Annotated in this window: 12 protein-coding genes; 8 read left to right on the forward strand and 4 right to left on the reverse strand. The window is 71.4% G+C overall.

Annotated elements, in window-relative coordinates:
* Positions 1-31 precede the first annotated feature (31 nt).
* Positions 32-1,276: an FAD-binding protein gene (locus Q8A52_RS17315; RefSeq protein WP_316753033.1), complete on the reverse strand. Its 1,245-nt coding sequence runs from the start codon at positions 1,274-1,276 to the stop codon at positions 32-34.
* A gap of 106 nt (positions 1,277-1,382) precedes the next feature.
* On the opposite strand from Q8A52_RS17315, the gene Q8A52_RS17320 reads away from it, so the two are divergent.
* From Q8A52_RS17320 to Q8A52_RS17340, 5 genes are all read left to right on the forward strand, one after another.
* Entirely contained in the window at positions 1,383-2,390 is a 1,008-nt protein-coding gene (locus tag Q8A52_RS17320; RefSeq protein WP_316753035.1) for a hydroxyacid dehydrogenase, read from the forward strand.
* Between the two features lie 3 nt (positions 2,391-2,393).
* Positions 2,394-2,558: a hypothetical protein gene (locus Q8A52_RS17325; RefSeq protein ID WP_316753037.1), complete on the forward strand. Its 165-nt coding sequence runs from the start codon at positions 2,394-2,396 to the stop codon at positions 2,556-2,558.
* Between the two features lie 57 nt (positions 2,559-2,615).
* The gene (locus tag Q8A52_RS17330; RefSeq protein ID WP_316753039.1) at positions 2,616-3,290 is read left to right on the forward strand and encodes a pyridoxamine 5'-phosphate oxidase family protein; all 675 of its coding nucleotides are present in this window, start codon (positions 2,616-2,618) and stop codon (positions 3,288-3,290) included.
* A 58-nt stretch (positions 3,291-3,348) separates the two neighbouring features.
* Positions 3,349-4,680, forward strand: a complete 1,332-nt coding sequence (locus Q8A52_RS17335) for a radical SAM protein (protein WP_316753041.1) — start codon at positions 3,349-3,351, stop codon at positions 4,678-4,680.
* 448 nt (positions 4,681-5,128) lie between these two features.
* A complete protein-coding gene (locus tag Q8A52_RS17340) occupies positions 5,129-6,616 on the forward strand; it encodes a cellulose-binding domain-containing protein (RefSeq protein ID WP_316753043.1) in 1,488 nt (495 codons plus the stop codon).
* Positions 6,617-6,686: 70 nt separating this feature from the next.
* On the opposite strand, the gene Q8A52_RS17345 is transcribed toward Q8A52_RS17340, so the two are convergent.
* The 3 genes from Q8A52_RS17345 to Q8A52_RS17355 are packed head-to-tail and all read right to left on the reverse strand — an operon-like array spanning position 6,687 to position 9,546.
* On the reverse strand, positions 6,687-7,688 hold the full coding sequence (locus Q8A52_RS17345; protein ID WP_316753045.1) for an ABC transporter substrate-binding protein: 1,002 nt from the start codon (positions 7,686-7,688) through the stop codon (positions 6,687-6,689).
* 17 nt (positions 7,689-7,705) lie between these two features.
* Positions 7,706-8,767, reverse strand: a complete 1,062-nt coding sequence (locus Q8A52_RS17350; RefSeq protein ID WP_316753048.1) for an ABC transporter permease — start codon at positions 8,765-8,767, stop codon at positions 7,706-7,708.
* Positions 8,764-9,546, reverse strand: a complete 783-nt coding sequence (locus Q8A52_RS17355; protein ID WP_316753050.1) for an ATP-binding cassette domain-containing protein — start codon at positions 9,544-9,546, stop codon at positions 8,764-8,766. The genes Q8A52_RS17350 and Q8A52_RS17355 overlap by 4 nt, the downstream gene beginning before the upstream one ends.
* A 188-nt stretch (positions 9,547-9,734) precedes the next feature.
* Here Q8A52_RS17355 and Q8A52_RS17360 point away from each other — a divergent pair, with 188 nt between their 5' ends.
* The 3 genes from Q8A52_RS17360 (at position 9,735) to Q8A52_RS17370 (ending at position 14,612) form a co-directional block, all read left to right on the forward strand.
* Positions 9,735-10,742 carry a LacI family DNA-binding transcriptional regulator gene (locus Q8A52_RS17360; RefSeq protein ID WP_316753051.1) on the forward strand — a complete coding sequence of 336 codons (1,008 nt, stop codon included), beginning with the start codon at positions 9,735-9,737 and terminating at the stop codon, positions 10,740-10,742.
* A gap of 107 nt (positions 10,743-10,849) precedes the next feature.
* On the forward strand, positions 10,850-12,793 hold the full coding sequence (locus Q8A52_RS17365) for a dynamin family protein (RefSeq protein WP_316753053.1): 1,944 nt from the start codon (positions 10,850-10,852) through the stop codon (positions 12,791-12,793).
* 4 nt (positions 12,794-12,797) lie between these two features.
* Positions 12,798-14,612 (forward strand): dynamin family protein, encoded by a 1,815-nt coding sequence (locus tag Q8A52_RS17370; protein WP_316753054.1) that lies wholly within the window; start codon positions 12,798-12,800, stop codon positions 14,610-14,612.
* Positions 14,613-14,616: the final 4 nt, after the last annotated feature.

Raw genomic sequence — 14,616 nt, forward strand, 5'->3', positions numbered from 1 at the left:
GACAAGGGGTTAGGAAAGGGGGTTTATAAAGTCAGCCACCCAGGGCATCCCGTACGAAGGCGTTGGTGAACTTGCCACCGGGGTCGAGGGTCTGGGCCAGGGCCCGGAAGTCGGCCATGCGGGGATAGCGGCCCCGCACTTCCGCGGCCGGGACGGTGAACACCTTGCCCCAGTGCGGGCGCGGACCGAACGCGTCCAGGGCTTCCTCGACCCGGCGGACGACCGGGAGCACCGCCGCCGTGTCCGCGAACCAGGTGAAGTGCAGGGCGACCGAGTCACGGCCGTGGGCGGGGCTGAGCCACTGGGAGTCGGCGGCGACCGTACGCACTTCGCAGGTCTGCAGCACGGGAGAGACGGTCTCCCGCACTCCGTCGAGCGCATTCAGCGCATCGACGGCAGCCGACCGCGGCAGCAGATACTCCGACTGGAGCTCGTCACCGCTGCTCGGCGTGAACTCGGCCCGGAAGTGCGGCAGCCGCTCGTGCCACGGCCCCGGCACCCCGAACTGCTCGGTGCAGTTGACCGCGGGCATCCCCGGCACCGGGTGCAGCGCCTCGGTCGCGGGCGCGGCCCATGGGAAGTGCGCGGCCGGCCGGTCGGTGCGCCGCTTGAGCCACACCTGCCGGAAACCCGGCTTCCGCCAGTCGGTGAACAGGCTCACGCTGTACGCCGACGCCGCCACCGTCTCGAAGTCCAGCCCGGCGAGCGGCAGTTCGGTGAAGACGTGCTGCTCGACCTCGTACGACGGCTCCAGCTCGAGGACGAGCGCGGTCACCACGCCCAGCGCGCCGAGGGAGGTCACGGCCCCGTTGAAGCCCTCCTGCCCCCGCGCGATCGATACCGGCGAGCCGTCCGCCGTGACCAGCTCCACTTCTCGTACGGCCGCCGCCAGCGTGCCGTTGCCGACGCCCGAGCCATGCGTGCCGGTCGCCACCGAGCCGCCCACCGAGATGTGCGGCAGGGAGGCCATGTTGGGCAGGGCGAGGCCGTGTGCGTGGACCGTGCGGGCCAGCTCCGCGTACCGGACGCCGCCCGAGACCCGTACCGTACGGGCCGTGGTGTCCACATCGAGCACCGGCGGCAGATCGGCGATCGACAGCAGGACGCCGTCGGCGCCCGGGTCGGCGATCTCGTTGAAGGAATGGCCGCTGCCCAGCACCCGCACCCTGGAGCTTCCGCCCACCAGGGCCCTGAGCGCGTCGAGCGATCCGGGCCGGTGCAGCTCCCCGGCCGTGTAGGTGATGTTGCGCGCCCAGTTGGTGACCGTCTCCGTCATCCCTGCCGTCCTCCCGGTGAGTGCGTCCGTTGACCCTCTCATTCGCCCCGACCTACCGTAGAGAACGGTTGCTGTCAGCGCGTCACCGAGCCGGAAGGTCACTTCCTTGCCCGAGCGTCTCCAGGCCGTGTTCGCCATGAAAGCCGAGAACGTGCCGCACGTCTTTCCGGCGGAGGTGCTCGCGCGACTGCGTGAGTGCGTAGAAATCGATCCCACTGCGGTGGCCGAGGACTTCACCGACCCACGTCTGCGGGAGGCGCTCGCCCGCACCGAGGTCCTCATCACCGGCTGGGGCTGCCCCCGCCTGGACGCGGCGGCCCTGGACGCGGCTCCCCGGCTGCGCGCGGTGCTGCACGCGGCCGGCTCGGTCAAGGGCTTCACCACGCCCGAGGTGTGGCGGCGCGGCATCGCGGTCTCCTCGGCGGCGGCGGCCAACGCGCTGCCCGTCGCCGAGTACACCCTCGCGATGATCCTGCTGGCCGGGAAGGGCGTCTTCGTCTTCCGTGACGAGCTCCGTGCGCGCCGCGCCTTCCCCTACGGCGACATCGTCCCCGGCATCGGCAACTACGGCCGCCGCGTCGGCATCGTGGGCGCCTCCCGCATCGGCCGCCGCCTGATCGAACTGCTGCGCCCGTACGACCTGCGGGTGAGCCTGGCCGACCCGTATGTCGACGAGGCGGAGGCCGCCCGGCTGGGCGTGCCCCTGCTGCCGCTCGACGACCTGCTGCGCACCTCGGACACCGTCACCGTGCACGCCCCGGAGACACCCGGGACCCGGCACCTCCTGGGCGCCCGTGAACTGGCCCTGATGCCCACCGGATCGGTCCTCGTCAACACCGCCCGCGGCTCCCTGGTCGACCACGACGCCCTTCTCGGGGAACTGCGCACCGGACGTCTGACCGCCGTCCTCGACGTCACAGACCCCGAGCCCCTGCCCGCCGACTCGCCCCTCTTCGACCTGCCCAACGCCTTCATCACGCCGCACCTCGCCGGTTCCCAGGGCAATGAGCTGGCCAGGCTCGGCGGCACGGTCGCCGAGGAAGCCGGACGGCTGCTGACCGGCGACGGACTGCTGTACGCGGTCGACCACACGGTCCTGGGACGGGCGGCATGACCGGTGCGTCGTAGCGGCCTGTCCCGGTCGCCGCGGCGCGACGAGGGCGGCGCCTTCGCCCTCACCGGCCACCTCCTGTCGGCCGGCCACCGCCACATCGCCCACCTCGGCCGCTTCCGCGGCGAGGAGCCGCTGGATCTGCGGATTTCGTTGATTCAGGCCTTGTGATGCGCTGTGATCGGCCGTGATCTAGTCAGGATGTCGCGATATCGGTAGCGTGCGTGCATGGCCTCCGATCCGCTGCCCGAGCTCCTTCCGACGACCGACCTCACCAGCCATCGCCGCCTGCGCGAGCAGGGCAGCCTCGACCGGGCCGAGCTGAACGCGATCCTGGACGCCGGTTTCGTCTGTCACCTCGGCGTGGTCGTCGAGGGACGGCCGCTGGTCGTGCCGACCGTGTACGGGCGCGACGAGCGGGAACTGTACGTCCACGGCTCCGTGGCCAGCCGCAGTCTCGCGGGCGGCACGCCCGTGTGCGTCACCGTCACCCATGTCGACGGCCTGGTCCTCGCCCGGTCCGTCTTCGAGCACGGAGTCAACTACCGCAGCGCCATGATCCACGGCGAGGCCCGCAAGGTCACCGACCCGGAGGAGAAGCTCGCGGGCCTCGCCCGGCTCACCGAGCACGCGACGCCGGGGCAGTGGTCGTACGCACGGCAGCCGAACCGCCGGGAACTCGCCGCCACCACCCTGCTCGCGCTCTCCTTGGAACAGGCCTCCGTCAAGATCCGCACCGGCCCGCCGGACGACGGTGACGGACCCGACGCGGAGCTCGGCCTGTGGGCCGGAACCCTGCCCCTGACCTCGGTCTGGGGCGCCCCGGTGGCCGACCCGGCGCTGCCGCCGGACATCGCCCTACCAGAACACGTGGCGCGGCGCGAGGGGACCCGGCACGGCTGACGCGCGGGTGGGGGCATACCGTGAGGAGTCGAACGCCTGAGCCGGGAGGAGACACGGGATGGGCAGCCGCACCGCACTGGTCGAGGATCTGATGGAGAGGTTCCCGCACGTACCGCGGGAAGCCGTCTTCAAGGAGGACCTGCTCCGGGGCGGGGTCGCCTTCGACGCGTCGGCCCTCTCCGACAACGAGGGCGGCGAGGTCAAACCGAAGTCGTACTTCATCTTCTCCTTCGACCACGGCACCCTGCCGGAGCTGGGCGAGGCCGCGCTCAGGCGGCCGCCGGAGGAGATCATCCTCACCGGTGGGCCGTACGACCTGCGGCGCACCGTCGTGTCGGTGCGGGTGAACCCGTCCTCGCCGTACCGGGTCGCCGCCGACGACGAGGGGCTCCTGGGGCTCTACCTCGACGGCAAGCGGATCGCCGACGTCGGTGTCCCGCCCATGCCCGAGTACTACCGGCACACCCTCTCCAACGGGAAGTCCGTGATGGAGGTGGCCCCCACCATCCAGTGGGGCTACCTGATCTATCTGACCGTCTTCCGGGTGTGCCAGTACTTCGGCGCCAAGGAGGAGTGCCAGTACTGCGACATCAACCACAACTGGCGCCAGCACAAGGCGGCCGGGCGGCCGTACACCGGCGTCAAGGACGTGGAGGAGGTCCTGGAGGCGCTCGAGATCATCGACCGGTACGACACCCAGAAGGCGTCCACCGCCTACACCCTCACCGGTGGCGCGATCACCTCCAAGGTCGCGGGCCGCGACGAGGCCGACTTCTACGGCCACTACGCCAAGGCCATCGAGGAGCGCTTCCCGGGGCGGTGGATCGGCAAGGTGGTCGCCCAGGCGCTGCCGAAGGACGACGTGCAGCGGTTCAAGGACTACGGGGTGCAGATCTACCACCCCAACTACGAGGTGTGGGACCGCCGTCTCTTCGAGCTGTACTGCCCCGGCAAGGAGCGCTACGTCGGCCGCGACGAATGGCACCGGCGCATCCTCGACTCGGCCGAGATCTTCGGCGCGCGCAACGTCATCCCCAACTTCGTGGCCGGCGTGGAGATGGCCGAGCCCTTCGGCTTCACCACCGTCGACGAGGCCATCGCGTCCACCACCGAGGGCCTGCGCTTCTTCATGTCGCACGGCATCACGCCCCGCTTCACCACCTGGTGCCCGGAGCCCACGACCCCGCTCGGCAAGGCCAACCCGCAGGGCGCGCCGCTGGAGTACCACATCCGGCTCCTCGAGGCCTACCGAGCCACGATGGACGACTTCGGCCTGTCCTCGCCCCCCGGCTACGGCCCGCCCGGCCCCGGCAATGCGGTGTTCTCGGTGAGCTCCTTCATGGACAGCCTTCCGGCGGTGGACACGGCCCAGGAGCGGGCGCAGGTTTGACGCCTGCGGGGCAGGTGCGTCGGCTTCGTGGCGCGTGCGTCCGTCTCGGAGTCGTCGGCGTGCAAAATCCCGGCGAGAACGCTGAGTCGAAACCTGGGTGCGGTGCGTACAGGGCGGGAGTGGAGCCCCCGGCGTACCAATGCATCGCGGAAGCTGTCGAATTCGGCAGTGGGCGGCGCGTGATGACCCCTGCCCGGTACCGTGTCCGCGACCTCGACGCGCGGTCGCCGTACCGGGCGGGGGCTTGGGCCGTGCGGTCAACTCGCTGATGGTCGGCGGGCGTTGCGCGACGGTGTGAAATCGGTCGCGCGACGGGCGGTCACCGGATTTGAATAGGCCGCTTGTCAGTTGTGTCGAAGACGTGAAAGGCTCTTGCCCTGCCGCGAGGTTCCCCCCAACTTCACTGCCAATATGGCGAGTTGACCTCGCTCGTGGATGCAGGAGACCCATGCCCGACCTGCCGACCCCCCAGGATGCCGCCGAGGCCGCGCTGTTCTCCGAGTGCTGGGACGCGGTGCTCTCCTACGCGGACCTGTGCACGTCCGGCTCCATCGCGGCCAACCAGCTGGCCACCGAGGCGTTCGCGCTCGGCCTGCGCGAGGCCCGCGCCGCCGAGTCCGCATCCGTGCGCAGCGCGGGCCGCCGCACCGCCCCCCGGCTGCCGGTGATCGCGCTGCTGCTGACCGCCGTACGCACGACGGCGGCCGGCTGGGAGGCCGACGGCTTCGGCCACAAGCTCGACCCCGACCTGCGGCTGTGGCTCAACTCCGACAAGGCCGCCCGCTACACCGGCCCGCCCCTGCAGCGCCCGGTCGCCCTGCGCGGCCTCAGGGACATGCAGGAGGCCGACGCGTCGCTGCTGTGGCTGGCCGAGGTGGAGGCACTGCCGCTGACCGCCGTGGCCCGCCGCCTGGGTCTCGACCCGGCCGCCGCGGCCCAGGAACTCGACCAGGTGCGCGGCCTGTTCCGGGACCGCTGCCATCGCGCGCACCTCGACACACCGATGGCCGCGCAGTGCCGCAGCTATGCCCGGCTGCTCGACGCGGTCACCCGCTCGCCCGTCGCCGACACCCCCGAGGACCTGTCCCGGCACCTCGCCACCTGTGTGCAGTGCGCGGAGGCCGCCGCCTGTCTGCGTCTGCACGGCGGCGGACTGCCCGCGGCGCTGGCCGGCGGAGTGATCGGCTGGGGCGGCCTCGCCTACCTGGAGCGGCGCCGCCGGGCCGCCGAGGTGCGACTGGGCGCGGGCGGCCCCGCGAAGGCGGCGGACCCGGAGGGCGGCGACCCGAAGGAGGGCGCGGGCCGCAACCGCGTCCTGCGGAACAGCCTGCTTGCCGCCGCCGTGGTGCTGTCGGTCCTCGCGCTCGGCGTGTCGATGATGCCGTTCGGCGGCTCCGGTGACGACGTCGCGGCCGCCCACGACGACCGTGAGCCGGTCTCCGACCTCGACCCCTCCCTGCCGTCCACCGACCCGCTCCCGTCGGCTTCCGCCGCCACCAGCCCCTCCGCGACCAGAACGGCGACCAAGTCCGGCCACCGGAACCCCGACCCGGAACCCCAGGGCTCCTCCTCGACCGCCTCCGAGAGCACCGAGCCGTCCGGCCCCGCCACCACCGTGGGGCCCGGCTGCCGGGTCGAGTACGACCAGGTGAACGAATGGTCCGACGGCTTCCAGGCCACCGTCACCGTGACCACCGCCGAGGCCCTCGGCGGCTGGCGCGTCTCCTGGTCGTTCCGCGACGGCCAGCAGGTCGGCCAGATGTGGGACGCCTCCGTCAGCCAGAACGGCTCCCGGGTCACCGCCACGGCCGCCGACTACAACAAGTCGGTCGCCGCACACGGCACCCTCTCCTTCGGCTTCGTCGGCTCCTGGAGCGGCAAGAACTCCGCGCCGTACGGGTTCACGCTGAACGGGAGCACCTGCACGCGGAGTTGAGGCGCCCGCAGCCCGCAGCCCACCGGGGACCCCGCTCCGCGTGCGGGGTCCCCGGTGGGCTGTGCGCGGGTCAGCAGCTCGACTTGTAGAAGTACTTGCTGACCGCGGGGTCGTTCATGTTCGCCTTGGTGATGGCGACCATGTTGGTGCCGACCGACTTCTCGACCGACTTGCCCTCGAAGGCCGCGGCGAGCTGATCGACCGCCTGCCTGCCGATCGCCGCGGGATCCTGGGCGACCAGGACCTGCAGGGTGCCCGCCTTGAGCGCCTCGACCTCGTCGGGCTCGGCGTCGAAGGCGGCGACCTTCACCTTGCCCTGCTTGCCGGCCTGCTTGAGGCCGGTGGCGATGCCCTGGCCGGTGTTGGTGTTGCCCGCGAAGGCGCCTCCCAGGTCGGGATGGGCCGCCAGCGTCGACTGGATCTGCGAAGCCGCGGTGGCCGGCAGGTCGTTGTCGTAGAGGGTCGGCAGCACCTTGATGTTCGGGTACTTGGCCATCTCCTCGGTGAAGCCCTTGATCCGGGCGTCGGTGGTGGAGACACCCGGCTTCACGCTGATGACGATGACCGAGCCCTTCTCGTTCATCAGCTTGGCGAGCGCGTCGGCGGCCACCCGTCCGCCCCGCTCGTTGTCGGACGAGATACGGGTGATGCCGATCGAGGAGTCGGTGACCGTGGTGTCCACGAGTGCGACCTTGGTCCCGGACGACTGGATCTGCTTGAGCGACGGCGTGAGCGCGTTGGTGTCGACCGGAGAGATCAGCAGCCCGTCGGGCCGGGACGCCGCCACCGAGTCGAGCAGCGGACGCTGGACCGACACGTCCCACTGCGCGGAGCCGTCGGCACTGAAGTCCATGCCCTTGGCCTTGGCCTCGGTCTGCGCGGCGCAGGTCATGGTGATGTAGAACGGGTCGCTCTTCACCCCCGTGATGAGCCTGACCTTCTTGTGGGCGGCGCCTCCCGCCGACCCCGAACCCCCGCCGCTGTCCGACGAACTGCACGCGGCAGCGCCCGTCAGGGCCAGTACGGCGCCCACGGCGACCAGCACTCTGCGCCTGTTGCGAATGCTCGACATAACGGTGTCCTCCTTGGTCATGAGCGTTCCCGGCTCTTTCTGCGCATCTGGTCGATGTAGACGGCCGCCACCAGCACGACGCCCACCGCGACGTCCTGCCAGTACTGCTGGACGCCGATGACGATCAGTCCGGTGGTGAGCACGGCGGGGATGAAGACGCCGATCACGGTGCCCAGCACCGATCCGCGCCCGCCGAACAGGCTGGTGCCGCCGAGGACCACCGCGGTGATCACTTTCAGGTTGTCGGTGGAGTGACCGGCGATGGACGTCGTGCCGTACGACGCCAGCCACATCACCGCGCCCAGTCCGGCCAGCAGCCCCATCAGCCCGTACACCTTGATCAGATGTCGGCCCACCGATATGCCCGCACGCCGTACGGCCGTCGGATTGGAGCCGATGGCGAGGGTGTGGCTGCCGAACCTCGTACCGCCCAGCACCGCGCCGAACACGGCGGTGACCACCGCGGCGAGGACCACCAGCCACGGGATGCCGAGCACCTTGCCGAAACCCAGGCTGTTCTGCAGATGGTTGGAGGCCGCGCCGGCCGGATCCTGGCCGCCGGTGGCGAGTTCGGCCAAGCCCAGCGCCGCGCCCAGGCCGCCGAGCGTCACGATCAGCGGCGGCACCTTCCCGGTCGCCACCACGGCTCCCTGCAGGGCGCCCCAAGCGGTGCCCACGGCAAGGGCGATGACGACACAGACGGCCACCGTGCCCCAGCTCGAAGTGGCTCCGCCGTGGTGGAGGTTGTACTCGCCCGCCGCCACCGCGGCCAGCACCAGGACCGAGCCGATCGACAGGTCGATGCCCGCGGTGATGATCACGTACGTCATGCCGACGCCGAGGACCAGGTAGATGGCCGCGTTGACGGCGATCTGGGTGAGGTCGTACGTGGTGAAGAACTTGCCGGGCGCGGCGATGGTGAAGAACGCGACCAGCGCCACCAGGATCACGAACGTCCACAGTTCGCTGATGCCGGCCGCCCGCCTGAGCCATGCCGGTAGCGCCGTTCCTCCGTCGGCGGACCGGGGCGGGTCCGCCACCCGCGCGGTCTGCTGGACTTCCTTGCTGTCGGCGGTCATCGTGCGTCCTCCGATTCCGCCGCTCCGGCCGCGCCGAGGGCTGCGTTCTGCTGTGCGGGGCCGTCCAGTGATCCGGTCATGGCCCCGACGAGTTCCTCGATGGTGGTGCCGGCCGCCGTGAACGAGGCGACCCGGCGGCCCAGTCGCAGCACCTCGACCCGGTCCGCCACCGACAGCACCTCGGGCATGTTGTGGCTGATCAGCACGACGCAGATGCCGCGGTCGGCGACCTTGCGGACGGTCTCCAGGACACGGGCGCGCTGTACGACGCCCAGAGCGGCGGTCGGCTCGTCCATGAAGATGACCTTGTTGGCGAACGCGACCGCGCGGGCCACCGCGACGGACTGCCGCTGCCCACCGGACAACGTTGTCACGGCGGCCGTGACGTCCTTGAGTTCGACCCCGAGCTCCGCGAACGCCTTGACCGCCTCCCGCCGCATCGCGGGCCGGTCGAGCACGCCGATACGCCCCAGCAGGCCCCCGCGCAGGAGCTCCCTGCCGAGGTAGAGATTGGCCGCCGCGTCCAGATCGGGCGCCAGCGACAGATCCTGGTAGACGGTCTCCACGCCGCGGCGCTGCGCGTCCATCGGGCCGGCGAACCGGACCGGCTCGCCGTCCAGCCGGATCTCACCGCCGTCGGGGGCGATCACGCCCGAGAGGACGTTCACCAAAGTGGACTTGCCGGCACCGTTGTCACCGATCAGCGCGACGACCTCGCCGGGATATGCCGTGAAATCGGTGCCCTGGAGCGCCTGGACGTGGCCGAAACGCTTGACCACGCCATGTGCCGTGAGAAGTGGTTCCCTTGCAGAGGCCAAGTTGTGCCCCCTGGTTGGTATCGTTAACAGTGCGTCGATTCTGGGAGGCCCGTGGGTGGGCGTCAAGGGTCGGGTACGAACGAACTTGGACCTTGGGCGGACACCCTCATCACTCCGCTCGCGCTGGATGAGATCTGGGAGGACGCGGCGTGGCCAGCCGTCCCACGATGAAAGACGTAGCCGCGGCGGCGGGCGTCAGCGCCATGACGGTGTCCCGGGTCGTCAACGGTGACGCGTCGGTCGCGCCGCGCACCGCCGCCCGGGTGGAGGCCGCCGTCCGCCGGCTCGGCTATCAACGCGACGACGTGGCCCGGCAGTTGCGCCGCGCAGACCAGCCCAGCCAGACCATCGGGCTGATGGTCGACAATGTCGCCGACCCGTTCATGGCCGCGGTCGCGTCCGCCGCCGAGGAGGTGGCCCGGCAGCGGGGCAGCACGGTGCTCATCGGCTCCAGCCACGACGACCTCCGGCGGGAACGGGAGGTCATCGCGGCCTTCACCGCGCGCCGCGTCGACGGGCTGATCCTCACCCCGGTCGCGGGCAGCCACCGCTTTCTGCGCTCGGCCCAGGCGCGCGGCACCAAGATCGTGTGCGTGGACCGGGCCGCGCAGGGCCTGGAGGCGGACGCCGTGGTGGTGGACAACTTCGGCGCGGTGAAATCGGCCGTTCAGCATCTGATCGCGCACGGCCACCGCCGCATCGGCTACCTCGGCGACAAGCGGGAGATCTGGACCGTGGGTGAACGCTACCGGGGCTATCTGGCGGCGCTGGAGGCCGCGGGTATCGACGCCGATCCGGCGATCGTCCGGCACGGACTGAGGTCGGGTCCGGACGCCGCCAAGGCCGTCACCGAGATCCTCTCCTCGCCGGAGCCACCCACGGCGGTCCTGGTCAGCAACGACATCGTCGCGTTCGGGGCGCTGGCCGTCCTGCCTCCCGGCATCGCGTTTCTCAGCTTCGACGACTTCGCCCTGGCCGCGCAGCTGACGCCACCGGTCACCGTCATCGCCCAGGACCCGGTCGCGCTCGCCACGAACGCGGCGCATCTGCTGTTCGCCCGCATCCACGGGGACAGCTCCCCGACGCGGACCGTCGTCATGCCCACCCGGCTCATTCCGCGGGGGTCGGGGGAGATCCCGGGGCCGTACCGCCGTTGATCCGGTGCCGGTCGGTCCGGTGCCGGCCGGCTCAGGCTTCTGGCATATTGCGCCGATCCCATCGTCTGATGAGAAGTTGACCCGGCGGCCGTTCCTACGCTGGCGAGGTGACCAAACAGCTGGTGGTGGATGGCCCGGGGGAACGGTGGGACTCGGCGGTGGCCGGGCACCTGCAGTGGATCCGCGGCCTGCTCGACAGTCTCAGGCTCCCGGCCGAGCGCCGGAGCGCGCTGCGTCACCGTCTGCGCGCCGTCGAAGCGCGCACCGCGGACGCGGAATTGAGGGTGGCGGTGTTCGGCGAGGCGTCCAGCGGCAAGAGCACCCTGCTCAACGCCTTTCTGCAGCGCCGACTGCTGCCTTCCTCGGCCCGCGTGACCACGCACACCACGACAGTGCTGCGCTACCGGGACGGCGCCGAGGGCGTGGTGATCCGCACGGCCGACGACGATGTGCTGACCTGGCCGTCCGCCGCGCTCGCCCGGTGGACGGGGCTGCGTCATACGTCCCGGCCGGGCGATCTGGAGCATGCCCTCGAGCGCGTGCTGACCACCGAATTGGCCGCACAGGTACGGGACTTGGAGGTCCTGTCGCCCGTCCGGCTGCTGGGCGGCGATACGGCGGTGCTCGACACCCCGGGGTTCAGCGTGACCAACCGGGGGCATCGGGAACTGGCCGTTGCGGCCGCCCGGCAGGCCGACCTGGCACTGGTCGTGGTGCCTGCCGTCGCCGCGATGTCGATGACGCTGGTGGAGTTCCTGAGCGGGCCGCTGCTGGACCACCAGGACCGGTGCGCCTTCGTGCTCACCAAAATCGACCTGCTCGACGAGGACGAACGGGCCGAGGTCGTCGAGGTCGTCGAGAACCGGCTGAAGGAACTGGGGATCAGTGACCCGGTGCTGCTGCCCTGTGCTCCGGGGCAGGCACTGAAGGAGATCACCACGCCCGGCGTCCGCGGGCCCGACACGGAAGGGCATCTCGGGGGGTTCCTCGCCGTAGAGGCACGGATCGCTGAACTGGCGGCTGAGAAACGGCAGTTCGCCATCGCGGCCACGGTGCTCGGGCTGCTCTCGGAGCTGCTCTCCGCGGTGGAGGAGTCCGCGGAGTCCCAGCGCGCCGAACTCAGCCGTACGGAGCGTGGGCTGGCTGCCCTGTCCCTGCCGGACTTCCCGGCCTTTCTGGACACCTGGGCCCAGCGCACCCTGGACCGGGCCGGGAGCGAGCTGAGCCACGCCGCCTCGGCCGGTATTCCGACGGCGTCCCGGGCGACGCTGGAGACGAAGGTGGCCGACGCCGTCGCCGGAAACAAGATCGGCAACATGGCCGAGGCGACCGGAAACGTCTCCCGCATCGTCCGGCTCCACTTACGGGAAGAGGCCGAGCGGGCCGTGCGGACCGCGGCGGACCGGGCCGGCGAGCTGCTGACATCCGGAGCCGAGGAACTGGCGCGCGACTTCACCACCGAGTACAGCGCCCTGGCCGGGCTGGCCGGTGAGGTCTGGGCCGCGCCCGAAGCACCCGCGGTGGCGGCGACCGACCTGCCCGCCCCCGACCTCTCCGGCGTCGACCGGACGCTGACCGGGATCGGCACCCAGCTGACCGCCAGCGACAACTGGCGCACCGGCGGCGGGGCGATGGCCGGAGCCCTGGCCGGCAGCCTGATCGCCCCCGGCATCGGCACCGTCATCGGTGGCGCGCTCGGCGCGCTCATGGGCAAACGCAGCCTCGACGCGGCCCGCGAGCAGTTCCTGGAGCGGGCCCGCCCGATCATCGCCGCCGCGCACGAGGAGATCGGCACGCTCGTCAGCGAGTCCCTGCTGAGGGTCCGCGCGAGCGTCAGCGACAGCATCGCCGCCCTCCGCCGGCAGTACGACGCCGAGTGGGGCGCGGAGATCGCCCGTCTCACCGCCGAGAACGACCGGCGGCGCGCCGAACTGGCCGCCGGTGTCGCCGCCATGGAGGAGGCAGCGGACGGCGCCAGGCGCCGCCGCAAGAAGGTCGCCGCCCTGCGCGGCGAGGCCGCCCGCACCGTCCCCGACCCCGAGGAGCAGTGATCACATGGACAACGGTTCCCCGCCCGTCGCAGGCACCCCACCGCCCGCGCCCACCAGCACCCACATCGCCGATGTCAGCGCCGCCGCTCCCGGCTGGCTGCGAGAGGCCCGCCAACTGGCCGACGCATACGGGCTGGACCGGATCGGCACGGCCCTGGAAGCCCTGGCCGCCGAACGCGGCAGACAGCTCTTCCGGACAGCGGTGGTGGGCGAGTTCAACCGGGGCAAGTCCACCCTGATCAACCGGCTGATCGGCCGCGAGCTGCTGCCGACGGGACCGCGCCCGGTCACCCGTGCCCCGGTGACGGTCCGGGCGGCCCAGGTGGAGTCGCTGCGGCTCAGCTGGCCGGACGGGCACGACGAAGTGCGCAGTCTCGACGCCGAGGACCCGTGGGACGGTCTCATCGGCTCCCTGCCCTCCCCGAGGCCGCCGCAGGGAGCCGAGCCCGAGCCGGCACCGCCCGAGCCCGCCGTGGTCGCCGCCGTGGCCGACACCTGGCTGACGGAGCTGGGTATCGAGCTGGTGGACCTGCCGGGGGTCAACTCCGGCAGCGAGGAGCAGTTCGAGCAGGTACGCCGCACGGCCGCGGCCAGCGACGCCGTTCTGTTCGTCGTCTCGGCCGTCTCTCCCATGAGCAGCACCGAACACCGGCTCCTCCAGGAGGAGGTGCTGTGCCGCCATGTCCCGTTCACCGCCGTCGTGGTGACCATGCTGGATCTGGTCGGGCCCGAGGACCGCGAGGAGACCGTACGACACCTCGGGCAGCGCCTGGAGGACCTGCCCGGCACCCTCCCCGTGCTGCCGGCTCCCGAGCCCGGCGGCGGAGAGCCGGAACTCGCGGCCCTGCGCTCACTCGTGGAGGGGTTCGCCCGGGGCAGCGGACGCGCGCTGTGGCGTGACCGGCGCATCGCCGCCCAGGTCGCGGACCACTGCGAGGCGATGACCGGGATCGCCGCCGAGGCCCTCGCGGCCGACGGGCTGTCCCATGCCGAGGCAGGTGAACGGGCTGCGCAGGCACGGACACTGCTGGAGAAGGAGGAGCAGCAGTGGGAGCAGCTCCGTATCGATCTGACAGAACGTCAACTCGCTCTCACCGCCCGGCTCCGCGAACAGATCCAGAAGGACCGTGACGGCCTCATCGAACGGCTGCGCTGGGAACTGGAACGCGCCCAGGACCCGGGTGACTGGTGGAAGCGGGACCTGCCCTTCCGGCTGCGGCACGAGCTGTCCGTGCTGGCCCAGCGGTCCGAACGCACCGTCCTGCCCGGCCTGACCGCCGACACCGACTGGCTCGACGCCGAGGTCGCCGGGCGACTGCCCGGCGCCTCCCCGAGTCCCGTCCCGGCCTGGCTCGGACCCACCGTGGAACCGCAGCTCACCGGCGAGATCTCCGACCTGTCCAGGACCCGCCTGGCGACCCGGCTCGGCGCCCAGGGCGGCGCCATCGTCGGCTACTTCATCGCCCTCGCCCGTTCGGCCCCGATACCGATGATCTACGGCGCGGGGTTCAGCCTGATCGGCGGCCTGCTGGCCGAGGGCGCCATCCGGTCCGCGACCGAACAGCAGCGCAGCGAGGTCGACGCCGTACTGGTCCGCGTGGTCGACGACAGCACGGCGGCTTTCCTGCGGCAGGCCGTCGACCTGCTCTCGGACATCTACACCGACGTGTTCGACCAACTGCGCCAGTCCCGCGTGGTCTGGCACGACTCCAGACGAGCGGCGCTCGAAGCCCCGCCCGGGTCCGGCGTCGACTGGTCGGCCCTGGCCCGACCCGCGGCCGCCCTGACCGCACGTATCCGGGCCGAACTGCAGAAATGAAGGA

Origin of the sequence: Streptomyces herbicida (assembly GCF_032656585.1) — a bacterium.
Taxonomy (GTDB): Bacteria; Actinomycetota; Actinomycetes; order Streptomycetales; family Streptomycetaceae; genus Streptomyces; species Streptomyces herbicida.

Excerpts from the sequence above, each read along its gene's own strand:
- Q8A52_RS17315 (WP_316753033.1), bottom strand. The coding sequence starts at position 1,276 with ATGACGGAGACGGTCACCAACTGGGCGCGCAACATCACCTACACGGCC.
- Q8A52_RS17330 (WP_316753039.1), top strand. The coding sequence starts at position 2,616 with ATGGCCTCCGATCCGCTGCCCGAGCTCCTTCCGACGACCGACCTCACC.
- Q8A52_RS17335 (WP_316753041.1), top strand. The coding sequence starts at position 3,349 with ATGGGCAGCCGCACCGCACTGGTCGAGGATCTGATGGAGAGGTTCCCG.
- Q8A52_RS17340 (WP_316753043.1), top strand. The coding sequence starts at position 5,129 with ATGCCCGACCTGCCGACCCCCCAGGATGCCGCCGAGGCCGCGCTGTTC.
- Q8A52_RS17345 (WP_316753045.1), bottom strand. The coding sequence starts at position 7,688 with ATGTCGAGCATTCGCAACAGGCGCAGAGTGCTGGTCGCCGTGGGCGCC.
- Q8A52_RS17350 (WP_316753048.1), bottom strand. The coding sequence starts at position 8,767 with ATGACCGCCGACAGCAAGGAAGTCCAGCAGACCGCGCGGGTGGCGGAC.
- Q8A52_RS17370 (WP_316753054.1), top strand. The coding sequence starts at position 12,798 with ATGGACAACGGTTCCCCGCCCGTCGCAGGCACCCCACCGCCCGCGCCC.